Genomic DNA, 24110 nt, shown 5'->3' with positions numbered 1-24110 from the left:
AAATCAGCTAGTTAAGGAGAATTAAGATCAATCAAGGCGAATTAATCAGCAGAAAAGTTTAGCGAAGCGAGTGCGATTACAGTCGGCATCTTTCGAGCGAAGAGTTTTTTAAATGCCTATTACGACCATGAAGAAAAACAATATGTAAGGCAGGATTTAAGGGGGGTAGCATTCAAAGCATTGATATATCGCTACAACTCGCCAAATCAGAACCAATGATTTTATAACTCTTTAGTTGATAAAAACTTATAAAATCGGTCAATAAGGAATCAATTTAAATCAGAAAGGGAAATTTTTGTTGACATGAAAGACTAGGAACGCGCTATTGCAGAACATTCCTAGTCGATAGAGATGGGGCTTTTCTTAATCTAGAAAACTGTCTTGGTAAATCATTTTTTTACTCATTCCACCATCAACGACCAAGTTATGGCCGTTAACGAAGTCATTCTCTGGGTGCGTTAAAAAAAGACACGCATTAACAATATCTTTGGCTTTCCCTACTCGACCTGATGGATGCTGCTGATGGTCAAAGCTATCAAGCTCACCATACCCTTCAACCTGAATCCAACCGGGGCTAACCGCGTTGACGGTAATTGGTGTATCTGACAACGAAATGGCCATCGATTGTGTCATAGAGACCACACCACCTTTAGATGCGCCGTAAGCATCCCAACCTGATTCATTTTGATTCCAGCGCGTAGAGGCAATATTGATGATTCGTCCATAAGGCTGAGCATGATTCAATGCGATAAATCGTCGGGAACAAGCAAACGCGCCTTTGAGGTTAACGTCAATCACACGTGAAAACTCTTCAAAAGTCAGCTGTTGAATGGGTTTGTTAAAGTTGGCGATCGCACCATTGTTGATGAGAACATCGACTTTGCCGTACTTTCCTTGGATCTCATCAAAAGCCTGTTCAATCTGCTCTGGTCGCCCTAAATCAACGAGGTGAAAATCCATACCTGGATTCTTATTGGGCGCAATGTCTAGCACGATAACTTTTGCTTGTTGCTCAAGGTAGGCAAGAGCAAGGTGTTGACCGATACCTTGGCTACCGCCAGTAATCACGACCACTTTATCTTTATACATACAGAGTTCTTAATTGTTTTTAATAACCCCAATTTTAGAGCCCAAACGCACAAAAAAATAGGCACGATTCTCGCAAAATCGTGCCCAAAAAGTGCTGAGTCAACAGCCACTATTGTTGTTATTCGTTATCCAAAATCACCAGAGATGTATCGCTTAGTACGATCATTATCTGGGCAGTGGAAAATTTTATCGGTCGTGCCATACTCTTCTAACTTACCGAGGTACATAAAACCGGTGTAATCAGAGATACGCATCGCTTGCTGCATGTTATGCGTAACGATAACAATGGTGTATTTCTCGCGCAATTCAGTAATCAAGGTTTCAATCGCTGCAGTCGCAATTGGGTCAAGCGCAGAAGTGGGTTCATCCATCAAGATTACTTCCGGCTCTAGAGCGATCGTACGAGCGATACATAAACGCTGCTGCTGACCACCCGACAAGCCATTTGCATCGGCATCCAGTTTGTCTTTCACCTCTTCCCATAAATGCGCGCGTTTTAATGCAGACTCAACACGATCTTTGATTTCTGCTTTGCTAAACGTGCCTTGGATTTTGAGACCAAACGCCATGTTCTCGTAAATCGACATTGGGAATGGTGTCGGCTTTTGGAAAACCATTCCGACTTTAGAACGCAGCTCGTTAACATCGGTATTGTTAAAGATGCTTTCGCCATCCAACAGGATTTCACCTTCCGCATACTGATGACCATACAAATCGTAAATTCGGTTCAAGGTACGAAGAAGCGTAGATTTACCACAACCCGATGGGCCAATAAGTGCCGTCACACGGTTTTTGTAAATCGGCATAGATACCGATTTTAGTGCTGCATCTGAGCCTTTGTTGTAGTAAAAATTTAAGTTTTGAATATCCATACGATGAGTCAGATTTGCTGTCACATCGTTGGTCTTAATGCTGTCTACCAAAGTGCTCATAGTAGGTCCGTTCATGTTGTTTGTAGTGACTGGGTTTAAAGTTGCCGTGTTCATGCTCTTCTCGCTTTAAATAGCTGCGGCAACGAGGTCGCCAGTACGTTAACAATCAAAATAAAGGTCGTGATAATCAGTGCGCCAGCCCATGCTAGCTCCTGCCACGATGTGTAAGGGCTCATCGCGAACTGGTAAATCGTTACTGGCAAGTTTGCCATCGGTTGGCTCATGTCCGTGGTCATAAAACTGCTGTTTAGCGAGGTAAACAACAAGGGTGCTGTTTCACCCGAGATACGTGCGATAGACAATAGAATCGCGGTAATAATACCCGGTGCCGCAGCTCGGTAGCTCAGTTGAGTTATCACACGCCATTTAGGGGCACCTACGCCACTGCCCGCTTCTTTGAGTGTTGGTGGAACAAGACGAAGCATCTCTTCTGTTGAAGCAACAATCACTGGCAATGCAAGTACCGCGAGTGCAATTGCCCCCGCCCAACCCGAGTAACCACCAGTTGGAACCACAATCAAAGCGTAAACAAACAGACCGACGAGAATCGATGGTGCGCTCATTAGCATGCCGTTAAGGAAGCGCAAAGACTCAGCGACCTTGTTGTCTTTATCTGCCTCAGCAAGCCAAGTACCAGCCAGAACACCAATCGGTGCTGCGATTAAAATGCCCAAACCAGTCAGCATCAAGCTACCAATTAGTGCGTTTTTCAAACCACCTTGGCTGCCAGGACCTGGCGTCAGTTCAGTGAAGGTAGCCAAACTCAAGCCCTTCACACCTTCACCGACAAGCGTGTACAAAATACTGGCAAGAACAAAGACACCGAATGCAGCTGACAAAGAACAAAACGCCAAGAAACTAAAGTTCTTTAATTTTCTAGTATTCATGATGACTTCCTTAGTAAACGTCGAGCAAAGCCCATCACGAAGAAAGTGATAATAAAGAGCACGACGCCAAGCCCAATAAGTGAAGCGATATGAATTGGGTCTGTCGCTTCGTTAAATTGCTGAGCAATCGTCGATGAAATTGAGCTCGCTGGCATAAAGAATGAGAACTCAATACGACTCGCACCACCGATAACAAAAGCCACCGCCATTGTTTCGCCAAGTGCTCGCCCTAGGCCAAGGATGCCAGCACTCACCGTTGCATTTTTCACTTTTGGGATAAGAACTTTGGTGATCACCTCAAATGGTGTCGCACCTGTTCCATACGCCGCTTCACGAAGAACATCAGGAACCGATTTAAGTGCGTCACGCGTCAATGACGTCATGATTGGCAGAATCATAAATGAAAGGATAATGCCCGCCGCTAACAAACCGATGCCAATCGGTGGCCCATTAAACCAGCGACCGATCAAAGGAATATCAACTAAATGCATGCCTGCCCACATTTGGAACCCTTCAGAGAACCATGGAACAAAGACAAACAATCCCCACATACCATAGATAATGCTTGGTACGGCAGCGAGTAGCTCAATGGCCTTACTCACTGGCTGACTTAGCCATTTAGGTGCTAGTTCAGCGAGGAACACTGCCGTACCTAATGCGATAGGTGCAGCAATAACAATGGCGATGAAAGAAGTAACAAGTGTGCCGTAAATTGCAGAGGCAGCACCAAATTGACCATTAATAGGATCCCAAATATCTCTAAATACAAAGCCAGGGCCAAATTCTTTAAAAGCAGGCCACCCACCTTCAATGAGTGATAATAAAATACCAATTAGAGTCACAAAGATTAATAAAGCACTCGCGAAACTCAATTTATTAAAAACCGAATCACCATTTACTTTATTTTTAATAGCTAATGTAGTCATAATATTTTATTCAGTTGTCTGGAAAATATATTCCCCAGACAACTTAATTAATTATTTAATAATCGCTTGGCCGTCTGATTTCAAACCATTTTTCCAAGTTTCGTTAACCATGTTAACTACCTTGCTTGGCATTGGGATGTAATCTAGCTCTTCCGCAAGCTCACCTTGCTCATAGCTCCACTCGAAGAACTTCACGATTTCTTTTGCTTTGTTCGCATCCGATTGGTCTGTGTGCATTAGGATGAATGTAGCAGCCGTCATTGGCCAAGAATCAGCACCTGGCTGGTCGTTCAGTAGCAGGTGGTAACCTGGTGCATTTTCCCAATCAGCGTTAGCTGCAGCTGATTGGAAAGTGTCCATGCTTGGATTTAGGAACTTGCCTTCTTTAGATTGCATTTGTGTGTAAGCAAGGTCGTTTTGCTTAGCAAATGCGTATTCCACATAACCGATCGCTCCGCGAGTTCGGTTTAAGAAGTTTGCGACACCTGCGTTACCGTTCCCGCCAATTGTTGTTGCTTTCTTTGGCCATGTGATGTCTTTACCAACACCAATAGATTCATGCCATTCGGGGCTTACGCGGTCTAGGTAATCAGTAAAGTTGTAAGTCGTACCAGAACCGTCCGAACGGTGCACTACGTAGATAGGTTGATTTGGTAACTCCACGCCTTCGTTTAGCGCTGCAATCGCCGAGTCATTCCAATTCTTGATGTTGCCTAGGTAGATGTCAGCAAGCACTTTACCTGTTAGCTTGACTTCACCAGCATCGATGCCAGGGATGTTTACTACAGGAACAATTGCACCCATCACCATTGGGAACTGAATCATGCCCTCTTTGTTCAACTCTTCAATGGTCAACGGCGCATCTGTCGCACCAAAGTCTACTGTGTTTGCTGTGATCTGACGGATACCACCGCCAGAACCAATCGCTTGGTAGTTAATCTGAACGCCCGTTTCCTTTTGGTATTGCTCAGCCCACTTCGCATAAATTGGATGAGGGAATGTCGCACCAGCACCATTGATCGTTGTTTTGGCAGCAACGCCAAATGATGCTGTAACCAGAACTGAAGACACTAGAGCTGATTTCATGAATTTCACAATATATCTCCGATATAATTTAGCGATGAAGTTGGGCTAATAAAAAAGCAACATTTAATTAGCCCAGATTAGTTTTAGTGTTCAAGTAAAACTAGGTATTGAAATAAATCCAACAATCAATCGGTGCTCACCAATCGACGGGTGCAGATTAGAAATTCAATATGACAGCTTTATTAAACACCGAGACTAAACCACACAATGTGAATAACAATTATCTCGGCAGAATTAATTATGATAAGAAAACTTCACAAGACTTTTATAAAGTAAGTGAAGATGTAAAAGGATATGTATGCAATGCGCCATAATAAGATTGCAAATATTAAATATTGATGAAGGATAAGGACTCATTTAGACTCAGATGATGGACATGTTACTCATCTTCAAGATCTACCTCTTCTATGGCTTAGCTTTCTTCGCCATCTTTTTTGCCATTCTTTTTCGAGATTTACGCAAAAGCCGTATCGCTATCGCTTCTGCATTACCTATTCTTGCCATGTTCGGTTTCATCCATGGCTTTCACGAATGGTCTGAACTTTATCTAGTTATGTATGAGCATGAGTTCGCGCTTACCAAGGGGATAGAGACTTTTAAGGTATTCAAACTCTGGTTCTCATTTATTGCGCTTGGCGCTTTCGCATGGAAAATGCTGGATCTGACGGGTTGGAAGTACGTAAAAGCCATCAAATATGGCGCACTCACCGTCCTTACCTTATTTGTTATCAGCTTAATTGTTCGGTTCGGAAGTAATGAATACGCGATTTACATTCACAACACAGCAAACCAAGTTCGTTGGATATTCGGCTTAGGATCTGGTGCGATATCAGGTGTAGCCATGATGAGTTATGCCAACATCCTCGAGAAAGAAGGACACGGTGCATCTTTACCATTCCAGTTAACAGGCCTCTCGTTATTTGCATATGGAATCTGTGCAGGCGTACTTACCTCAGATTTGGGACTGTGGGTTTTAGTGGTTCGCACGATCTGTGCGATCTGCATCCTTTGTACATTGTGGATTGCTCTCAGAGTTTTTGACGATGAAAAGAACAAGCAACTAGAAAGTAATATTCAGCAGTCACAACAAGACGCAAAATTAAAAGAACTCGGTGAGCTAACATCTGCGGTCGCTCACGAGATCAAAACCCCGCTCTCAAGTGCAACGATGAGTTGCGATTTGTTGGAAAAACACTTACCAGACAACGAGGCAAGTCATCGCCACCTAACACGAATTCGCCAAGGTCTTGAACGAGCCGCAGAGATCAGCCATGAAGTCCTAAATTACGCTCATCATAAACCCATAAAGCGTAAAGCAGTTTGTCTCAATACTGTACTGAAGAATGCACTGTCACTGAATCAGTACCGCTTAGAAGGCTTCCTGGTGAGTCAGTCACTAGACGAATCTTTACAGGTATTGGGCGATGAAGGGCAATTAGAAGAAGTGGTGACCAACATTATCGGCAACGCTATCGATGCCAGCCAAGAACATAAACAACTGTATATTGAAACCTATCAAGATAAGCTAGTCGCGATACTCTCGATCTCAGATTGGGGGACAGGTATGCCACAAGATAAGATCGCTAAAGCAAAAACCCCTTTCTACACAACCAAGCCACGTGGCGAAGGCACTGGCATGGGATTGGCTATCAGTAATCAAATTATCTTACAACACGGCGGCGAGCTACACTTGAGGAACTCGAAAAAGAGTGATCATATTACAGGCTTAACGGTAGAAATCCGCTTACCAAGGAATATTGAATGACATTAAAACTCTTACTTGCAGAAGATGATGTAGAATTGCGAGAAGTCCTCGTAGAGGCACTAACCTTGGAGTCTTTTGACGTCATCGCATGCGACAATGCAGAAGATGCACTGGATATCGCATCCGAGCAGTATTTTGATTTAGCATTGTTTGATGTTGTCATGACTGGGATGACAGGTATTGAGGCCTTATCGACCTTAAGACGTTTACACCCTAATATAGGAATCATCATCACGACAGCATTTGCAACCGTTGATGTTGCTGTCGATGCCATGAAGAAAGGCGCGGATGAATTTCTTACTAAACCATTCAACCTTGCTGCATTGTCCGTCACGCTAAAACGAGTACATGCAGAACGCTCTCCGAAATCCCCACTTGATGAACGTAAACATGATCAAATCTTCAGCGCTCTCTCAAACCCAATTCGACGCTCGGTGATTAAACAACTCAAAATCCACCGAAAGATGAAGTTTATGGATCTATGCCGAGTCGTGGGCATAGAAGATCATACCAAGTTCAACTTCCACCTCAAACAACTCGTTATTAGTGGGTTGGTGATCAAAGAAGATGGTCGAATTTACTCGCTCACGGAACAAGGGCAGCAAGTCCATTCCAGTATGCTTTAATGCGCCAATTCAAAACGATAAAGCCGACAATATGTCGGCTTTCTAATTTCACATGTATTACTTGTCGGGGCTGTATATTTTACTTCGCTTATTTTTGTTCAATTGAACGAATGACTTTACACGGATTGCCAGCAGCAACCACATTTGGTGGCACATCTTTTGTCACCACACTTCCCGCACCAATTACAGAATTTTCACCGATCGTTACGCCAGGGCACACGATAACACCACCGCCCAGCCATACGTTGTCACCAATCGTAATTGGCGTACCAAACTCAACACCTTCTTCGACACGACCTTTCACATCCAAAGGGTGGCCTGCTGTGTATATTTGTACATTGGGTGCAAACAACACATTGTCACCAATATGTACTTCTGCGACGTCTAAAACAACACAGTTGAAGTTCGCGTAAAAGTTTCTTCCTAACTTGATGTTAGAGCCATAATCACATCGGAATGGCGGCTCTAAAAATGCACCTTCAGCGTCTGGAATTAGTTTATCAATTGCGCTTCGCCATTCGTCCGTATCTGGGATGCTGTTGTTGAGTTTTTGTAGCACTTTTCTGCACTCAATACGTGCCTGGTAAAGCTCCTGATCCCAAGCATCATATGGCTCACCAGCCAGCATCTTTTGTTTTTCTGTCTTCATCGAACACGCCATCTCACCAAAATAAAAACGAATCAAAACACATCACAACATCGCAAAATGTGACCCGACTAATGAATTATTTATTTACGCAATTTACGTTGGCACAATGACGTTAATTCAAACAAAAACCATCCATTAATCTTCTCGAAATGCACGATTCATACTTTCAGTTAATGGTTTAACAAGATAACTCAATGGCGTCCTAGGTTCTGAGAGAATCAACACTTCAGCATTCATACCTGACGTTAACCTATGCTTGGTTACATCCTCTTGAGAAAGTGCAATACGAGCAAGATAGAAGTCGTCTTCATTTTGTTCAGACAACTTATCCGCAGAAATCGTCAAGACGGTTCCATCTAAAGGTGCAAGTGTTCTAGCATTCAATGCTGTCAAACGGATCTGAGCATGCTGTCCTGGCGTAATTAAATCGATATCTTGCGGACTGACTCTCGCTTCCACCAGCAACTTATCGTCCTGAGGTACAAGCTCTAATAAGGTCTCTCCAGATCCAATGACGCCCTTTTCGGTAAAGACTTGCATATTAACCACTCTCCCTGAAATAGGGGCAACAATAGCAGTGCGCGCAACCACATCTTTTGCTGAGCGATATTCTTCTCGAATCGTTACCATCTCAGTTTTGGTGTTTCTTAGCTCCTCAACAATCTCATTAAGTCGCTCTAGCCTAAGTTCTTCTATCTTGGCTTGATTCTCATCCAATCGCTTACTGACCGTCAGTGATTGCCTATCTAATTGGCTTAGTGTGCTTCTCACCTCTGCTGCCAAGCGCTTTAACTGCAACAAAGCCGATTTTCCAGAAAAGCCTTTCTGCACCAAAGCTTGGTTACTTGTGATTTCTTCCTCGATAAACTTGAGTCTTTCTCTTTCAATAACTTTGGTCTGCTTTAAGTTTTCAAGCTCTAGGTTCGCCCCCGAGATACTTTGATTTATAATACTTAATTTACTGTCGAAAAATCGCTTTCTGGCTTCAAAAATTTTGTTTTGAACTGACTTTGCCTCGGTCACGACATCGGTGCTTTGTATCGTTTCAAGATCTTGAGACCAATTGATGTCAGGCAGTTCATCTAACTCTGCATTCAAACGATTTTCCTTTGCTAAGGTGTGAATGTATTGACCACCGAGCGCATCCAATTTGGCGGTTGCTTGACGTTCAGACAACTGTATTAGTAACTGGCCTTTTTCCACAAGATCACCTTCTTGTACATACAGCTTATCGATAATTCCGCCTTCTAAATGCTGAATTTCTTGCCGTTTGCTCAAGACAGAAAGGTCGCCATAAGCTATGGCTGCGCTCTCCAATTTTGCTGTTGCCGCCCAATAACCCAACCCGCCCAAAAATAAAGTCAGCGTTAAAATAGCAAGAAAGATTGGCCCTTTTAAATGAAGCTCTGCATCTGGTTTGAAGCGAAAGACTTTTTCGGAAGCCATTTCATTAACGGTTGGCAGTTGATTGCTCATTTCGCACCCTCGGTATGTCTGTTTTTTCTTCTCCCATCAAACGCTTCAGCACTTCGTCTTTTGCTCCATAAAGCTTAATTCGGCCTTCCGCTAAATAGAGTAGACGATCCATTTGTCTCAACGTGCTCGGGTTGTGAGCAATAACAATGACGGTTGAACCTTGTGATTTCAAATGCGCAATCAAGCGTTGGTAAGCGGCTTCACCTTCGCCATCCAAGTTTGCATTCGCTTCATCAAATACCACAACGGATGGCTCTCCATATGCAGCCCTAGCTAATGCGATACGTTGTCGTTCACCGCCTGAAAGCCCACGCCCGTTCTCACCAATCACAAAATCATATCCCTTGTTCTTTTTCAGAATCAATTCGTGGCAACCTGCAAGCTGAGCAGCTTGAATAACTTTTGCAGGATCTTCATCTTTAAAACGTGCAATATTATCTCGAATAGTACCAGGGAAGAGTTCAACCTCTTGTGCTAAATAACCAAAGTGGGCACCGCGATCTTCTGAGGCCCAAGTCGAGACCTCCATCCCATCTAACGTTACCTTGCCGGCTAACGGCTTGATGTTACCCAGTAAAAGCCTAGCAAAAGTCGATTTCCCTGTACCTGAAGGGCCAATAACACCAACAGATACACCAGGAGGAATAGATAAACTAATACCTGATAAAACAGGTTCACTCGCTCCGGGGTGGCGATAAGCCATTCCTGTCAACTCAAAGTGCCCTTTTGGCCTTGGTAAAGGCATATCAGATTCTTCTTGCGTAACCACTCGATCAATCTCAAATAAACGCTGATAAGCATTTCTTGCTGACATGGCGCTTCGCCAAGTACCGATAGCTTGCTCCATCGGAGACAGCGCCCTGCTCATTAATATTGAACTGGCTATCATGGCACCCGCGGTGATTTCGTGTTGGATAACCAATAATGCTCCACCACCCAGCAAGCAAATTTGTAACGCACCGCGAACGAATTTGGAAAAGTTGGCCAAGTAAATCGACTTACCTGTAACTCGCTGTTCCAATCGATTCGATTCATTAACGTTTGAATACCACTTTTCTAAAAACGCATTCATCATCCCCATCGCCATAATTGAGTTCGCATTTTGGGTAGCGATCTCGGCATGATTTATATGCGATATAGCCCGAACTTCACTCTCTTGCATCGTCTTTCTGGTCACTAATTCATTGACCACTCCTAAGCTAAAGAGCACAACAGAACCGCCCAGAGCAATATGTCCCAACATAGGATGGAGCAAATACACGAAGAGAATAAAGACTGGAGTCCAAGGGGCGTCAAGCAAAGGATAAGGGGCCTGGCTACTTAGAAAGCTTTTGATGTTTTGGATATCTCTTAATACTTGTGACGTGTAGCTTTTCCCTGAATGAGCTTGATATTGAATACTTCGTTTCAGCATAAATACCGAAAGTTTCGCATCCATCCAATACCCAAATGTCTTGCTCATTTGAGCTCGAGCAATGTCAATCAGAGACATCGTCAATAAAGCCGCAATGACAATAACCGTCAGAAGGAGCAGTGTATCAATGGAATAAGAAGAGATGACTCGGTTGTACACTTGTAACATGTACAACGGAATAGATAGGACTAATAAGTTTATAAATAGACTAAAACCAATCAGCAAGCCTGTGAGCGTGCATAGTTTTTGTCTGACTTCTTTGAAAACCGTTTTTTGCACGATTACTACCACATATTTGCAAGCGTAGGCGCTAGAAATACTAGCGCCTAAAATAGACTCAATTCTAAATAATGAACAAGTCGCTACCGTATGAGTTGATGTCTTCTTGTGTAACACCAATAAGTTTAACGGTGAGATCGACGCCGTCTGTAAAGACAGCATTACCTTTCGCATCATAGGTAAAAGTAAGATCAGAATATGACGTTACAGAATCACTGATGATGTGAAGGGAGTCCTCACCAATGGTAAAATCAACCACTTTTGCCTCGCCGTGACCACCAAACTTGTCCGTAAAGACGAACTTGTCTGCACCGCTACCACCAATAACAACGTTGTCACCAGAACCAGCAACCAAAACATCATCACCGACGCCACCGTTTAGCTTGTTATCTCCCAATAAACCGAGCAATAAATCACTACCTGTACCGCCACCAAGGTAGTCGTTGCCTGTACCAGCCATTAGAATATCGTCACCAGCACCACCGGTTAGACGGTCATTACCAGCGCCGCCTACAACGAAATCGTCACCACCGCCACCAACGAATGAATCGTTGCCACCAAAGCCGACGAAGATGTCATTGCCGCCATCAAAATCAGCGACTTGGTTATTTTCACCCGAATCACCGAAATATGTGTCATTTGTGCTCATTTTATGTCCCTCTTGGCTTTATATTTGAATAGACCTTCACGTCTGGATTAACTTCCTTCAGACATGAGAAGTCTAATAAACATAAACATAGGAACAAGTTTGAATATGGATTGATATTTCAAACTATCAATATTTTTAACACTACAAAAAGTGGTACTTTTAGATATAAACAACATCTAAAACAAAAAGTTAAAAGTAGTACTAAAGGTTTCTCTTCGCCCAACTTGTCGCTTGGGTGCGGTTTTTAACCTCAATTTTTCTGAATATGTTGTAAAGGTGAGATTTAATCGTATGCTCACTAATAAACAGTGAATCTGCTATTTCCATATTAGAACCACCGTCTTTCAACATCTGAAGAACTTGTACCTCTCTTCGAGTAAGTTCAACTTCTATCGCTGGCTCAATAACATAGTTTGACTCCTTACCTTTGTAATAAGTCAAAAGTTGTTCAAGTAGTCGTCTTGATAGCCAATTATCACCATCAATAATCGCTTTAAGTCCTTGACAAAGTTTCGCCATCGAATCGCTTGGACCGAATATACCTTTAACATGTGGCCATGACGCTAATTCTTCTGTATCAAGCTCATGCCCTAGGTTTAACATAATTGTTCCTAGCACTTTTTCATTATCTTTCAGATAAACCAAAGTATCAGATGGTGTTTCTACAGAGAAATCAACTAACAGGAAATACTCTTCAGGAATCAATTCGTGGTAGCTTGGATTTTTACTATCGATGATGGTTATTTTGGTTTCTGTATTTTTAGAAAGCATCTCCTTAAAATTTTCACTCTGCAGACTTTGTTGAGTGATCATTAGGATCTCGGGCCTTTCCTTATACTGTTCCATAATGTTTCTCATACTTTCACTAACTTAATATTCTGAATTTAATAGTTATTGCTGAGCACCTAAACTCATATCTAAGTGCTAGACGATAGAGTAGAGTTATTTGATACTTTTTTAAATTGCAATTTGGTTAAAATCATAAACAAAAAAAGTGTTTCTCATAAAAGAAACACTCCTTACATATTAAAAATGAATGATAGATCTACATCGCAATTTAGAAGAAATAAACGCTAACTTAGCTGAATTTATACTGCTATTGATAAACCAGACATATTTTCTTTAGCCCAAATTAATGCTTGAACTCTATTTTTCACGTCAATCTTCTTAAAAATATTGTGGAGATGGGTTTTCACAGTATTTTCACTCACAAATAGTTGCTCAGCAATCTGTTGATTCGAAGCCCCCATTGATAAGAAGGTAATAATTTGCTGTTCTCTTTTCGTCAAAATTGCGGACATGCTCTTATTAACTGGTCTGCTGTGTCGACGTAAGTGCGTAATATACTGTTGTGAAAACTTACGGCTAAACCACATATCGCCCTGTAAAACTTTGCCAATTCCAACTTGAAGATTATTAATATCATCCGATGTATAGAAAATTCCGGCAAGATTCTGCCAAACGAACAGCTCTTCTGTTGAAATGGTTTTATCGCAATTGATCAGCACTTCAATCGTGTCTTTTAGCTCAGTTTTCTTGAATTCTACATAACGAGCAAAGATTTCATCTGAAACCACACTGTAATCGATTAAGGTTGCCGAAGCTGAGCCGTGGCAATTTAAGGGCTCACTGAGCTTCTCTGGGGTAATCAAAACAACGTTAATACTGAGTTTGGTTTCGAGAACATCTTTAAGCAAAGACGACTGCAAACTGTCCTCAGTAATTAATATGACGTTCCTTGTACTTTTACACTCCATCTCTTTTGCAGCCCTTTAGTTATTTTGATTTAAATAAGCAATAGATTTAGATAGAGCAGCAGTATTGTCAAGTATGAAAAAAAGTAGTAACAAAGAATAACTTATTGATTAAAAGCTAGTTAAAGAAGGTGAGTTAATGGGTAGGTATGAAAAAGGGAGTTCGTAAACTCCCCCTTTATTAGTGCACTGGTGTTGAATTTTTCTGATTGAACTTACCAAAGTATTGCTCAAGAACCTCTGGCGTCAGCTTTCCTTCAGCTTCTAGCTTCTTCAGTTCAGCAGCGATTTGCTTTTGCTCTTCTAAAGAAGGAAGCTTTACTTCCGGCTCTTGAGCAGCTTCTTGTGAAATCTGTTCTAGTTCTTTTTCGAAGTCATTCATAGTACTTACCTAAATATATAGTCGTTAAACTTGTAAATTAGGCCTATTCTATCCAACTCTAGAGTTTGAAGCTACCAACCATCTTATCCAAACGAGAGGATAGCTCTTGTAGGTCTTGGCTTGCACTTGCCAACTCTTCAGCTGTAGCCGTGGTCATTTCATTAATCGCATTGATTTCTTCAATGTTCTGATTGATGGTATGTACAACCGTTGACTGTTCTTCGGTTGCCGTCGCTACTTGTGTGTTTCGGTCAGAGATATCGGCAATACGCTCAGAGATGTTCATTAACACTTCAACCGCTTCATCAGTTGAGGCAACGCCTTCGAATGTTACCGCTTTACCCGCTTCCATTGCAGTCACTGCATCTTGAGCGTCACTTTGAAGCTGGTTGATCATCTTCTGAATCTCTTCGGTAGAGACAGCAGTGCGTGAAGCAAGGTTTCGAACCTCGTCAGCGACGACAGCAAAACCACGACCTTGCTCCCCTGCTCGCGCAGCTTCAATTGCCGCATTCAGCGCAAGTAAATTGGTTTGCTCAGAGATATCACGAATCACATCCAAAATAGATCCAATGTCCTTGGTAGTGGTTGCTAGTTGCGTCACTACCATGCTGGTCGTTTCAACGTCATCGGCAAGGCGACTGATCACTTCTTTCGCTTGAGTAACCACTTGGCGACCTGTCTGTGTGTTATCAGATGCTTGGTTTGCTGTATCCGCAGCGGTTGCAGCGTTAGAGGCAATCTCACTGATGGTCGCACCCATCTGGTTAATCGCCGTTACTACTTGAATTGTTTGGTCACGCTGCTCTTGGCTATTATCGTGCGTTGATGTGGCTTTGCTGGATACACTGTCTGCAGCTTGGCTTAATGCGCCGCTGGTTAACGACACTTCTTTCATAGTCGCGTGAATCTTTTCAATAAAGCCATTAAAGCCTTTTGATAGCTGAGCAATCTCGTCGTTACCTTTGATTTCGATACGCTGAGCCAAATCGCCTTCCCCTTCACCAAGGTCAGTGAATCGGTCTGCAATTTGGCGAATTGGGTTAGTAATGCTGTTTGCTAGCAAAATACCCATTGCGATGAAGATTAGCGCCACGATTGCTGTCGTAAACAACATTTTCTCTGCTGTTGCATCAAGGTCAGCAAATACCTCATTCACTGGCACGACACCAACCACAAACCAATCCATTGATGGCACATACAGGCTAGATACAAACATATCTTGGGCTTCAAATTCGGTAGTAACGAGATTGAAATGACCTTTGTTAAGCAGCTGAGAAGCGTCTCTTCCAAACAGTTGGCCAATTGAGGTTTTATTTTTGCCTTGCTGGCGATGGATCTGGATGTCACCTTTACTATTCGTTAGGAAAACATAGCCTGATTTCTCAATCTTGAAGCCATTCAGGAGCGACACCATATCATCCATCGATTTTGACAAACCAGACATCGAGATGCCATTCACATCTTGATAATTAGCAAACATTTTCACGTCACCATTGGACTCTTGGAACACGCTCACTGACGTGTCTTGGCCCGAAGAGGTGAACCCAAAAAACCACCCATCCTGTGAGCGATTGAGTTGACGTAGAAAGCCGTTCTGGTTCCAGTAGTATGCGGTTTGGCGGTTTGCTACAGACGCATCGTTTAACTCATATTGAGATTTCACATTATTGAGTTGCTGAACGAGTTGCGCTTCAACTATGGGGTTACGGTCGGTCGTAGATAGGGCTTCAACCACAAATTCGTTGGTTGCTAACTGTTTTGCCGCTTGTTGCATTTGGACAACTTCACGGTCAATTTCGGTATTGATTTGCTGCAACATCGCAGGCAATTCAATGTCAATCAAACGGTGACTAAGCACCTCTCGGGCGTGGCGCTGCGCCATGACACCGACAATAATAGTCGAGGCTAAAACCGCAAAAGTAATACCGAGTACCACCTTTTGTTTGATACTCAGAGAAGTAAGTTTCAACATATTTGGACCTTTAAAAGAATCACTCGTTATCTGCATTCTGAACAGGGTAAACTTGGTGCATGAGTATTTGCTATGCACGGCTCGGAATCTATATCGGCCCAGTCCTACAAAACTAGAGAAAAATCTCACAAAAATCTGCAAAAATGATGTAACAGAAACGCTTTCTTCTTTAACGAATCTTTTCTAATCTAATCTGCCAATCCCTGTGCAATAAACGCGTTTAACCTATCTTGATTGATGATGTCTATTCGTCGATAGCCAATTTGAATAATGCCCTCTTTAGACAGACATTGCAGAGAACGGCTTAATGTCTGACGAGTACATCGAGATAAATGGGCGAGTTTGTTTTGGGTATATAAGATAGGACTTGGCTCTCCATGGGGTGCGTTTAATCGACTCACCAAATACAATAACTTTGCCACCCGGTATTCATTCTTTAAAAGGACAGATTCGGTTGTCCACTCCATAAGTAATCGGAAACGGAAACTGATTTCGTGAATCGCAATCTGATATAAAACAGGATAACGCGAGGCGATCTCTCTCATTTTCTTGACTGGTATAGCAATGATCACAGCGTCAGAAGACGAATAGAAATCATGGTTGGTGGGTTCATTCTCAAAACAACCTACCCATGTCAACCAACTGCCCGGCCCCAGTATCGCAATGCAAGCTTCGTCACCACCTTCACTGCAACTCGCTAACTCAATATGACCGGATATAACAAGCCGCATTGTGTCAACGGATTTATGAGCTGAATGTAGCAACGTCGGCATCTTATAAGTCTCAATTTTTGCCGACAAAATCATTTCTTCAATCGCACTTTTCTCTAAGCGTTGAAGCGTTGGGTCTTTATTTAAGATCTGACAAAGCAAAGCATCTTGTTCCAACTGACCAAGTGGAAACTCAACATGAGAATGTAAGTTTTTAGACATTGTTCTCATCCTATCTTCGATATGTTGTTAATTAATTGTTACGAAAGACTAACAATTATCCGATAAGAAAAGCCAGTAAAAGCAACAAGGCTGTGAGAAGAGGATTCAATAATGCTAATGCCATGCTTAAAAACACACCGAAGATTACTCAGTCACGTCTCGATATTAGGCGTTCTATTAACCTGCGCAACATGGAGTACTGCATCTGTCGCCGATGATCATTTTGAGGGAATTCCAGGAGAAAGAACGTGCTTTTTTCGCTACGGGCCGGTCTCAGCCGATCCATACATCAACGTTGCCTACCCTGATGCTGCCGTAAAATATTGGGGGTCCGCTTTCACCGTGCCAGAAGGCGCAACACTGAGATTAGAAGGCCAATTTCCCCACTCCCGCTATATGTCATTAATCAGCTACGACGATCGAGGAAGACCAGTTCAATCCTTACCTGACTATATGATTAAACCGAGCCAAAGCAGCGTAAATCCCTTTAGAAACGGGAGTCAACGAGACAGTGTATTTAGAAGCTATCAAGTTAGAATTCTCGATTCGGAGCCAATAAAAGACTACACCGCAGGCCAAACTCGTGAAGGTGTTGAATCTGATGAACTGCACACACCAAAATCATCCGCCAATCAGCAAGTACTGATTTATCGTATCTATGCAAAAGATGAAAACAGTGATGGCACCGCAAACGCTGCTCTGCCAGAGCCCGTCGTGACACTTGCGTCAGGTAAAGAGCTAAGAGGCCCAGAAGCGTGTGACGCCCTGAACAGCTCTCAACCATTAGCAGCGAAGTTGAACGCTTTAGGGATACCAGTAGAAAAGTACCGAAAACTGGTGACTCAGCCCAACAAACCTGCCGGTTTCCCTGCTACGAATCCAGCGACTTGGCACATCCAGTTAGATCGCCAAAGTTTGCTAGGAATTTATACAGGAAACATAAACCCAGAGGCAAGGCGTAGTTCTGGTGGCTTTTATCCTAATCTAGACAACAACTATATTCGAACTGTCGTCAACCGCAAGCATGGTCCGGTGTTTGTGCTACGCGCTAAAGCCCCTATCACTCCTAAAACTTTCTACGGTGAAAAAACCATGGGCAACGGTGAACTTCGCTATTGGTCCGTTTGTTCCAACAAAGGATTTGCCGTTACCAAAGTCAATGACTGCCTTTATGATGAACGAATCCCTGTCGACAAAGACGGTTACTATACCATTGCCGTAAGTCGCAAATCAGACAGACCTCGCAATGCTTTTACTCAATGTGGTATTGGTTGGCTGCCAATGGCCGATGATGGCGATGGCATTATCGATAAAGACGCGTCAATCGTTCAAATTCGCCACATGCTTGCCTCTCCGACATTTTCTCACGCCATACAAAATATTCAGCAGGACAAAGATATAGCCCCTGTGATGAGAGAGTATTACCCGAGAACCTTCTATACCACCACAAACAACTTCGAACTCATGTTCCCATGTAACGAAGACTAACCCCAAGCTCTCATTAAGAATGGCAGGTTCTATCCTGCCATTGATTCACATTTATTCTTATCCAGAGGTCGCTATGTTATTAAAACTCGTGCTGTTTCTGTTGTTAATACTCTTAATTACTAGTGTTTACGCATCACCTACAACCCCTAAAACGATCGAAGATCTCGACGATCCTACCGCTCTTAGCTCATTTATAGGTTTACGAACTGGCACCAATGGATATGGAGCAATTGGACAAATCGGGTTTAATAGCCCCGACAGTGTGTTGGGACACAACAGTTTTCTTCAATTCAAGGACGATTTTGAAACCGTGCATTTACGTCATTTCTCTATCTACAAACCTAGTGGTAGTGGGTTATTTCTTGACGCCCAACGCAATAATACGGGCTCTATTACGGTCAATCGCGCTTCACTCGGGGTCATACAGATTGTTCCCGTTTTAGAGAATTTGAGAGTGAATCCAGCATTTCTGTACGGTGAAACTTGGACAGAAAATGAAGCAGCAAAAAACTCTGTGTTCCCAAACACATCAATCTTGACCTTATATACGTTTATACGCTGGCAAGTCACTAGCGATTGGTTCGTTAACTTAGTGCCTCAATATACCTATAGTATAAAAGGGCGAAAGATCCGTTTGTTTGAACTTGTCACACAGGTCGGGCACAACATCACCAAAGATTCGAGTGTGGCGATGAATACGGATGAAGATGACAACTTTTGGCTCACGCTAAAACATGCCTTTTGAGAACATAGATAACAAAATATGCGTTGCTGATTGATAGTTTCTCGCCAACAGCTTGTAAACCATAGCAAGATCCCAATATTGGAAAGATAAATTACACGGGCGTACTGGAACTTTTCCCTACGAATGAGTGACCAATACACAAAATAAGAATCAAATGGATACCCAGAGAGTCCACAAAATGCACAAAACGAACTTCGAAACGCTTCAAAGCTATTTAGAGTCCCAGATCATTGGTCAACATGATCTGGTAAAACAGTTACTGATCGCTCTACTTGCCGATGGGCACATCTTGGTTGAAGGTCCTCCAGGTCTTGCAAAAACACGAGCTGTAAAATCCCTGTCTGATTGTGTCGAGGGCGATTTCAACCGCATTCAATTTACGCCCGACCTACTGCCTGCCGACTTAACGGGTACAGATATATTCCGTCCTGAAACGGGCGAATTTACCTTTCAGTCTGGTCCTATTTTCAATTCTTTGATCCTTGCCGATGAAATCAACCGTGCGCCGGCCAAAGTTCAAGCAGCAATGCTCGAAGCCATGGCAGAAAAGCAAGTAACGGCTGGCCGCAACACGTATGCGCTACCCGAACTTTTCTTGGTAATGGCGACGCAAAACCCGATAGAACAAGAAGGAACTTATCCGCTGCCAGAAGCGCAGCTCGACCGTTTCTTGTTGCACCTTGATGTGGATTACCCAGATGCAGAGCACGAGCTCGCCATCTTACGCATCAACCGTGGTGAAGCGAAAGGCGAAGCAGCGGTGGAACGCCCGAGTTTAAGCCAGGAGGACATCTTCACAGCGCGCAAAGAAGTGCTCAACATTCATATGGCAGACGCGATTGAGCAATACATTGTCCGTCTTGTGATGGCGACTCGTACTCCTAACGATTACGATTCTGAGTTAGCAAAATGGCTATCAATGGGTGTAAGCCCGCGTGCAACGATCGCCCTTGACCGTTGTGCTCGTGCTCATGCGTGGCTGGCAGGTCGTGACTTCGTTTCACCAGAAGACGTTCAAGTCATGGCTTACCCTGTGCTACGTCATCGTCTACTGCTTAGCTACAACGCTCAGGCAGAAGGCATTACAGCAAATCAGGTTATCGACAAGCTTCTTAATCTTGTAGGTAGCGCATAACGTAGGTAGGTGACATGTCTGCATCATATGCATTGCCACCTCATGCGAATGGGGTGACATTAACCCTTGAAGAGCTGCTTCAATATCGCACTCAATCGGTTCGTTGGTTGCCACCAGCACAGAGTATTTGGTCGCAAATGAGCGGTAACCATACCAGCCGTCAAAAAGGGCGCGGTATGGACTTTATGGAAGTACGCCAATACCAAGCGGGTGATGACATTCGCAGCATCGATTGGCGCGTAACGGCCCGAACGGGAAAAGCGCACACCAAGTTGTTTGCTGAAGACAAAGAGCAAGCGGTGATCTTATACATCGACTTGAGCCCAAGCATGCACTTTGGTTCGCAATATGTATTGAAGTCGGTTCAACTGGCGCATTTCGCTAGCGTCTTGATTTGGCTGACGTTAGCCAAGAAAGACCGCATCGGCGCGGTGATTGATGATGGCTCGCAGTGTATTGAGTTCCGCCCTTCTTCTCTTCAAAAACAAGGGCTGAGAATTCTTGACGCGATAGTGAATACTCACAACCAATTGCTTACGAATCAACACGCTGACAGCACACGCACGTTGCCTTACATGGCCGCAATTGAAACGCTGCACAACCTGACGCCGAAAGGCAGTGAACTCATCCTGCTGAGCGACTTTGCTCAAGTGGAAAAGAAAGAATTGCTTCAACTGCGTCGACTAAAGCAACACAACAGCGTTCGCGCAGTCCAGTTCTATGACCCTTTAGAGCGAGGTGAAACCAAATTTCGAGGTCAAGCGAAAGCGTCTGACGGTCATCGAAGTCAATGGTTCAACTTTGGTTCAAAAGGACAACGAAAGGCATTGGAATCATACTTCGATAAGCATCAGCAAGCCATCAAACAACAATGCCACTCGATGGCGATTCCATTTAATAGTCTGTCCAGTGGGTTTCCCCTGATTCAGCAATTAAGCTAACCACAGTAACAACATATAAAACATTCAAGCAGTAGTAATAATGACAACGAATAACCAAAGCCTAAACCTTGAACCTTTAATCCTACCGAATGCACCAGATTGGTTCCCACTTGCTTGGGGATGGTGGGCTGTTCTGGGCGGGATAATTCTTTCCATCGTAATTGTCGTGTTGTACTTAAGATGGCGTTCAAAACGTCTTGTCGCTAAAAAGACCGCTTTGAAATTGTTGACCAACCCGCTCACACCACATACTCCGTCTTCTGCATTAGAGGTTCTCCGCCAAGCGGCTTTGAGTTACTTCCCTCGGGAAGAGATCGCACCATTAACAGGCTCTGCTTGGTATGAGTTTCTTGATAGCTACACCAAAGAAACTCGATTCGTAGACAAACAACAACAGTGGCAAGCCGCGCTTTACCAAAAATCTGGTCAAGAACAGCATCAAGATTTGATTGATGATTGTGCTTTCTGGATTGACAGCGCTTTGCCTCCGAAGAAAAAGGCAAAAACTCGTGACTGAGGCAAATCTCGTATCGAGCCTCTCTCAATGGTTTAACATTGAGTTGGTCTGGTGGTGGGCTCTTCTTTTACTGCCCCTACCTTGGCTGATTTATAAGTTCTTCCCTGAAGAGACTCAGCAAGCTGAAATCAAACTGGCCTACCTGCCTGACAACGAACACAGCACCAAGCCAAAACAGTTAGCCCAGAAGGCACTGTCTATTGCTATCTGGGCTTTATTGGTTATCGCTTGTGCTCGTCCGGTTTGGTATGGCGACCCGGTTGAGTTCCAACCGAAGTACCGTGACATGATGCTAGTCGTTGACTTGTCAGGCTCAATGCAAAAAGAAGACATGAACGACAATGGCGAGTACATTGACCGTCTCACAGCAGTGAAGAAAGTCCTGTCTGAATTTGTTCAAAAGCGCGACGGGGACCGTTTGGGTGTCGTTCTGTTTGGCGATCATGCTTACCTACAAACACCGCTAACGGCGGACCGTAAAACCGTGATGCAACAAATCAATCAAACTGTGATTGGCTTGGTTGGACAACGCACAGCGATTGGTGATGGAATCGGCTTAGGTACCAAAACCTTTGTTGATAGCGACGCACCACAACGTGTGATGATTTTACTTAGTGATGGCAGCAATACAGCAGGCGTATTAGATCCACTTGAAGCCGCAGACATTGCGAAAAAATACAATGCCACTATCTACACTGTTGGGGTGGGCGCGGGCGAGATGATGGTGAAAGACTTCTTCATGTCTCGTAAAGTGAACACCGCTTCTGACCTCGATGAGCAAACACTTACTAAGATTGCCGAAATGACAGGTGGCCAGTATTTCCGTGCCCGTGATGCGCAAGAACTTGAAAAAATCTACGACACAATTAACCAGTTAGAACCCGTCTCTAGCGACACTCAGACTTGGCGACCTCAATCTGAATGGTTCCCTTACCCACTGAGCGCAGCACTCGTTCTTTCCGTGTTTCTGTTTGTTCTAAGGAGAAAACATGGCTGAGTTTATATTCTTATATCCATATTGGCTGTTGGGTTTGCTCGTCATTCCTATCGTCTTAGCCCTAAATAGCCAGTACAAAACCAAGAAGTCGTCCTTGATAGCGCCGCACTTGGCAAAAATGCTCGGTCATTCCATCAAGACCAAACATTACTTTGCTATCTGGGGACTCGCTTGGGCGACCGCCTGCATCGCTTTGGCAGGGCCGAGCTGGCAATCGAATACTCGCCCAAGTTTCGAACTGAGCCAGAACCGAGTATTAGTCTTGGATATGTCACGCTCTATGTACGCAACGGACGTGAAGCCAAATCGACTATCGCAAACACGCTATAAAGCGTTAGATTTATTACCGAAGTGGAGAGAAGGTTCGACAGGTTTAGTCGCTTACGCAGGTGACGCCTATACCTTAAGCCCACTCACAACCGATTCGAGTACACTTGCTGGCATTATTGAGAATCTATCGCCAGAACTGATGCCTTACCAAGGTTCGAATTTACCATCCGCGATAGAAACCGCTCTTGGTCAATTTACACAAGCCGGTGTCAATCAAGGTGATATCGTTGTGTTGGCAGATGATTTGGATGACTCCGAACTATCACGTTCACTAGCGTTGTTAAATGGTAAAGATGTCAGAGTGTCAGTGCTTGCTATCGGAACATCAAATGGTGCACCAATTGCTCTTCCGGATGGTTCTTTGATGAAGAACCGACAAGGCAATACGGTTGTGGCGAAAACGAATCTGAAAAATTTACAGACGCTGGCGAAGCAAACTGGCGGATTATTCGTTCCGATTCAACATAATAACCGTGATGTAGAGAACATTGCCGCGTTTACCAATAATGCTGGTAACAACCTTGCCGCGAAACAAAGCGAGGATGTAAAAACAGATTCGCGCTTAAATAGCGGTTTCTGGTTGCTTCCACTGCTGTTGATTCCTGCTGTCCTTCTCTTTCGTAGAGGTATGGTTTGGGTGCTGGTTGCGACCGTACTACCAATGACTTGGACACCAAAAGCAGAAGCGAGCGCGTTCCTAAATCAAAACCAGCAAGGCGAGCAGCTTTATCAACAAGGTGAGTACGAAAAGGCACAAAACACCTTTACCGACCCAAACTGGAAAGGTGCTGCCAGCTATCAAGCCGGTGATTATGAAAGTGCCATTGAGGCTTTCTCAAACAACTCGACTTTGGATGGACGTTATAACCTCGCCAATGCACTTGCTCAAAACGGTCAACTTGATGATGCAGCAAACCTCTACAAACAATTGGTAGAGGAGAAGCCCGATTTTGAGTCGGCGAAAAAGAACCTGTCGGTTGTAGAGGAGAAACTGAAGCAACAGCAGCAACAGCAGCAACAGCAGCAACAGCAGCAACAGCAGCAACAGCAGCAGCAACAGCAGCAACAGCAGCAACAGCAGCAACAGCAGCAACAGCAGCAACAGCAGCAACAGCAGCAACAGCAGCAACAGCAGC

The 24110-nt window shown here is 43.7% G+C and carries 23 protein-coding genes; 9 read left to right on the top strand and 14 right to left on the bottom strand.

Annotated elements, in window-relative coordinates; all coding sequences use genetic code 11:
* Positions 1-363: 363 nt before the first annotated feature.
* The 5 genes from VJL_RS20450 to pstS all read right to left on the bottom strand — a co-directional run bounded on the left by VJL_RS20450 (position 364) and on the right by pstS (position 4920).
* Entirely contained in the window at positions 364-1089 is a 726-nt protein-coding gene (locus VJL_RS20450) for an SDR family NAD(P)-dependent oxidoreductase (RefSeq protein ID WP_038881020.1), read from the bottom strand.
* A gap of 125 nt (positions 1090-1214) precedes the next feature.
* The gene (gene pstB / locus VJL_RS20445) at positions 1215-2075 is read right to left on the bottom strand and encodes a phosphate ABC transporter ATP-binding protein PstB (RefSeq protein WP_173400285.1); all 861 of its coding nucleotides are present in this window, start codon (positions 2073-2075) and stop codon (positions 1215-1217) included.
* Complete coding sequence (gene pstA / locus VJL_RS20440) at positions 2072-2908, bottom strand: phosphate ABC transporter permease PstA (RefSeq protein WP_038870370.1); 837 nt, start codon at positions 2906-2908, stop codon at positions 2072-2074. The genes pstB and pstA overlap by 4 nt, the downstream gene beginning before the upstream one ends.
* Positions 2905-3834: a phosphate ABC transporter permease subunit PstC gene (pstC, locus tag VJL_RS20435; RefSeq protein ID WP_038881017.1), complete on the bottom strand. Its 930-nt coding sequence runs from the start codon at positions 3832-3834 to the stop codon at positions 2905-2907. Before pstC ends, pstA begins: the two co-directional genes overlap by 4 nt.
* Before the next feature lie 51 nt (positions 3835-3885).
* Entirely contained in the window at positions 3886-4920 is a 1035-nt protein-coding gene (gene pstS, locus VJL_RS20430; RefSeq protein WP_038881111.1) for a phosphate ABC transporter substrate-binding protein PstS, read from the bottom strand.
* A 370-nt stretch (positions 4921-5290) separates the two neighbouring features.
* Here pstS and VJL_RS20425 point away from each other — a divergent pair, with 370 nt between their 5' ends.
* Together VJL_RS20425 and VJL_RS20420 are read left to right on the top strand one after the other, a co-directional pair.
* On the top strand, positions 5291-6685 hold the full coding sequence (locus VJL_RS20425; RefSeq protein ID WP_038870368.1) for a sensor histidine kinase: 1395 nt from the start codon (positions 5291-5293) through the stop codon (positions 6683-6685).
* Entirely contained in the window at positions 6682-7311 is a 630-nt protein-coding gene (locus tag VJL_RS20420) for a response regulator (RefSeq protein WP_038870366.1), read from the top strand. Before VJL_RS20425 ends, VJL_RS20420 begins: the two co-directional genes overlap by 4 nt.
* A gap of 88 nt (positions 7312-7399) precedes the next feature.
* Here VJL_RS20420 and VJL_RS20415 read toward each other — a convergent pair whose 3' ends face one another.
* From VJL_RS20415 to VJL_RS28140, 9 genes are all read right to left on the bottom strand, one after another.
* Positions 7400-7960 (bottom strand): sugar O-acetyltransferase, encoded by a 561-nt coding sequence (locus tag VJL_RS20415; protein WP_038881015.1) that lies wholly within the window; start codon positions 7958-7960, stop codon positions 7400-7402.
* Positions 7961-8095: 135 nt separating this feature from the next.
* The gene (locus VJL_RS20410) at positions 8096-9436 is read right to left on the bottom strand and encodes an HlyD family type I secretion periplasmic adaptor subunit (protein WP_038870363.1); all 1341 of its coding nucleotides are present in this window, start codon (positions 9434-9436) and stop codon (positions 8096-8098) included.
* On the bottom strand, positions 9411-11129 hold the full coding sequence (locus VJL_RS20405; protein ID WP_038881108.1) for a type I secretion system permease/ATPase: 1719 nt from the start codon (positions 11127-11129) through the stop codon (positions 9411-9413). The genes VJL_RS20410 and VJL_RS20405 overlap by 26 nt, the downstream gene beginning before the upstream one ends.
* Before the next feature lie 64 nt (positions 11130-11193).
* Positions 11194-11778, bottom strand: coding sequence for a calcium-binding protein (locus VJL_RS20400; protein ID WP_038870360.1), 585 nt, complete (start codon positions 11776-11778; stop codon positions 11194-11196).
* A 201-nt stretch (positions 11779-11979) separates the two neighbouring features.
* Positions 11980-12636, bottom strand: coding sequence for a LuxR C-terminal-related transcriptional regulator (locus VJL_RS20395; protein ID WP_038870359.1), 657 nt, complete (start codon positions 12634-12636; stop codon positions 11980-11982).
* Positions 12637-12866: 230 nt separating this feature from the next.
* Entirely contained in the window at positions 12867-13535 is a 669-nt protein-coding gene (locus VJL_RS20390) for a LuxR C-terminal-related transcriptional regulator (protein WP_038870357.1), read from the bottom strand.
* 178 nt (positions 13536-13713) lie between these two features.
* Positions 13714-13914, bottom strand: coding sequence for a restriction endonuclease subunit S (locus tag VJL_RS20385; RefSeq protein ID WP_038870355.1), 201 nt, complete (start codon positions 13912-13914; stop codon positions 13714-13716).
* Between the two features lie 58 nt (positions 13915-13972).
* The gene (locus tag VJL_RS20380; protein ID WP_038881013.1) at positions 13973-15889 is read right to left on the bottom strand and encodes a methyl-accepting chemotaxis protein; all 1917 of its coding nucleotides are present in this window, start codon (positions 15887-15889) and stop codon (positions 13973-13975) included.
* Between the two features lie 188 nt (positions 15890-16077).
* Positions 16078-16821, bottom strand: a complete 744-nt coding sequence (locus tag VJL_RS28140) for a Crp/Fnr family transcriptional regulator (protein WP_080774284.1) — start codon at positions 16819-16821, stop codon at positions 16078-16080.
* Between the two features lie 111 nt (positions 16822-16932).
* Between VJL_RS28140 and VJL_RS20370 the strand changes: the two genes are divergently transcribed.
* The 7 genes from VJL_RS20370 to VJL_RS20340 all read left to right on the top strand — a co-directional run.
* Positions 16933-18309: a hypothetical protein gene (locus tag VJL_RS20370; protein ID WP_038881012.1), complete on the top strand. Its 1377-nt coding sequence runs from the start codon at positions 16933-16935 to the stop codon at positions 18307-18309.
* Positions 18310-18328: 19 nt separating this feature from the next.
* A complete protein-coding gene (locus tag VJL_RS20365; RefSeq protein WP_227741151.1) occupies positions 18329-19054 on the top strand; it encodes a hypothetical protein in 726 nt (241 codons plus the stop codon).
* 178 nt (positions 19055-19232) lie between these two features.
* Positions 19233-20189, top strand: a complete 957-nt coding sequence (locus tag VJL_RS20360) for an AAA family ATPase (RefSeq protein WP_038881011.1) — start codon at positions 19233-19235, stop codon at positions 20187-20189.
* 14 nt (positions 20190-20203) lie between these two features.
* Positions 20204-21130 (top strand): DUF58 domain-containing protein, encoded by a 927-nt coding sequence (locus VJL_RS20355; RefSeq protein WP_038881009.1) that lies wholly within the window; start codon positions 20204-20206, stop codon positions 21128-21130.
* 40 nt (positions 21131-21170) lie between these two features.
* Positions 21171-21647: a DUF4381 domain-containing protein gene (locus tag VJL_RS20350; protein ID WP_038881008.1), complete on the top strand. Its 477-nt coding sequence runs from the start codon at positions 21171-21173 to the stop codon at positions 21645-21647.
* Positions 21640-22644, top strand: coding sequence for a vWA domain-containing protein (locus VJL_RS20345; protein WP_038881006.1), 1005 nt, complete (start codon positions 21640-21642; stop codon positions 22642-22644). The genes VJL_RS20350 and VJL_RS20345 overlap by 8 nt, the downstream gene beginning before the upstream one ends.
* The coding region (locus tag VJL_RS20340) for a vWA domain-containing protein (RefSeq protein WP_038881004.1) at positions 22637-24110 on the top strand (1474 nt) is incomplete at its 3' end. The genes VJL_RS20345 and VJL_RS20340, both read left to right, overlap by 8 nt.

The sequence above is a fragment of the Vibrio jasicida CAIM 1864 = LMG 25398 genome (assembly GCF_000400365.1).
Classification (GTDB): Bacteria; Pseudomonadota; Gammaproteobacteria; order Enterobacterales; family Vibrionaceae; genus Vibrio; species Vibrio jasicida.
The sequence above is the reverse complement of the archived record's forward strand: the minus strand, read 5'-3'. Positions and strand labels throughout refer to the sequence as shown.

What these genes read in the sequence shown, in the direction of transcription:
- VJL_RS20365 (WP_227741151.1), top strand. Translation starts at nt 18,329, where the DNA reads ATGGCAGGTTCTATCCTGCCATTGATTCACATTTATTCTTATCCAGAG.
- VJL_RS20360 (WP_038881011.1), top strand. Translation starts at nt 19,233, where the DNA reads ATGCACAAAACGAACTTCGAAACGCTTCAAAGCTATTTAGAGTCCCAG.
- pstA (WP_038870370.1), bottom strand. Translation starts at nt 2,908, where the DNA reads ATGAATACTAGAAAATTAAAGAACTTTAGTTTCTTGGCGTTTTGTTCT.
- VJL_RS20425 (WP_038870368.1), top strand. Translation starts at nt 5,291, where the DNA reads ATGGACATGTTACTCATCTTCAAGATCTACCTCTTCTATGGCTTAGCT.
- VJL_RS20370 (WP_038881012.1), top strand. Translation starts at nt 16,933, where the DNA reads ATGCTAATGCCATGCTTAAAAACACACCGAAGATTACTCAGTCACGTC.
- VJL_RS20380 (WP_038881013.1), bottom strand. Translation starts at nt 15,889, where the DNA reads ATGTTGAAACTTACTTCTCTGAGTATCAAACAAAAGGTGGTACTCGGT.
- VJL_RS20350 (WP_038881008.1), top strand. Translation starts at nt 21,171, where the DNA reads ATGACAACGAATAACCAAAGCCTAAACCTTGAACCTTTAATCCTACCG.
- pstB (WP_173400285.1), bottom strand. Translation starts at nt 2,075, where the DNA reads ATGAACACGGCAACTTTAAACCCAGTCACTACAAACAACATGAACGGA.
- pstC (WP_038881017.1), bottom strand. Translation starts at nt 3,834, where the DNA reads ATGACTACATTAGCTATTAAAAATAAAGTAAATGGTGATTCGGTTTTT.
- VJL_RS20385 (WP_038870355.1), bottom strand. Translation starts at nt 13,914, where the DNA reads ATGAATGACTTCGAAAAAGAACTAGAACAGATTTCACAAGAAGCTGCT.
- pstS (WP_038881111.1), bottom strand. Translation starts at nt 4,920, where the DNA reads ATGAAATCAGCTCTAGTGTCTTCAGTTCTGGTTACAGCATCATTTGGC.
- VJL_RS20395 (WP_038870359.1), bottom strand. Translation starts at nt 12,636, where the DNA reads ATGAGAAACATTATGGAACAGTATAAGGAAAGGCCCGAGATCCTAATG.
- VJL_RS20390 (WP_038870357.1), bottom strand. Translation starts at nt 13,535, where the DNA reads ATGGAGTGTAAAAGTACAAGGAACGTCATATTAATTACTGAGGACAGT.
- VJL_RS20355 (WP_038881009.1), top strand. Translation starts at nt 20,204, where the DNA reads ATGTCTGCATCATATGCATTGCCACCTCATGCGAATGGGGTGACATTA.
- VJL_RS20420 (WP_038870366.1), top strand. Translation starts at nt 6,682, where the DNA reads ATGACATTAAAACTCTTACTTGCAGAAGATGATGTAGAATTGCGAGAA.
- VJL_RS28140 (WP_080774284.1), bottom strand. Translation starts at nt 16,821, where the DNA reads ATGTCTAAAAACTTACATTCTCATGTTGAGTTTCCACTTGGTCAGTTG.
- VJL_RS20410 (WP_038870363.1), bottom strand. Translation starts at nt 9,436, where the DNA reads ATGAGCAATCAACTGCCAACCGTTAATGAAATGGCTTCCGAAAAAGTC.
- VJL_RS20415 (WP_038881015.1), bottom strand. Translation starts at nt 7,960, where the DNA reads ATGAAGACAGAAAAACAAAAGATGCTGGCTGGTGAGCCATATGATGCT.
- VJL_RS20400 (WP_038870360.1), bottom strand. Translation starts at nt 11,778, where the DNA reads ATGAGCACAAATGACACATATTTCGGTGATTCGGGTGAAAATAACCAA.
- VJL_RS20450 (WP_038881020.1), bottom strand. Translation starts at nt 1,089, where the DNA reads ATGTATAAAGATAAAGTGGTCGTGATTACTGGCGGTAGCCAAGGTATC.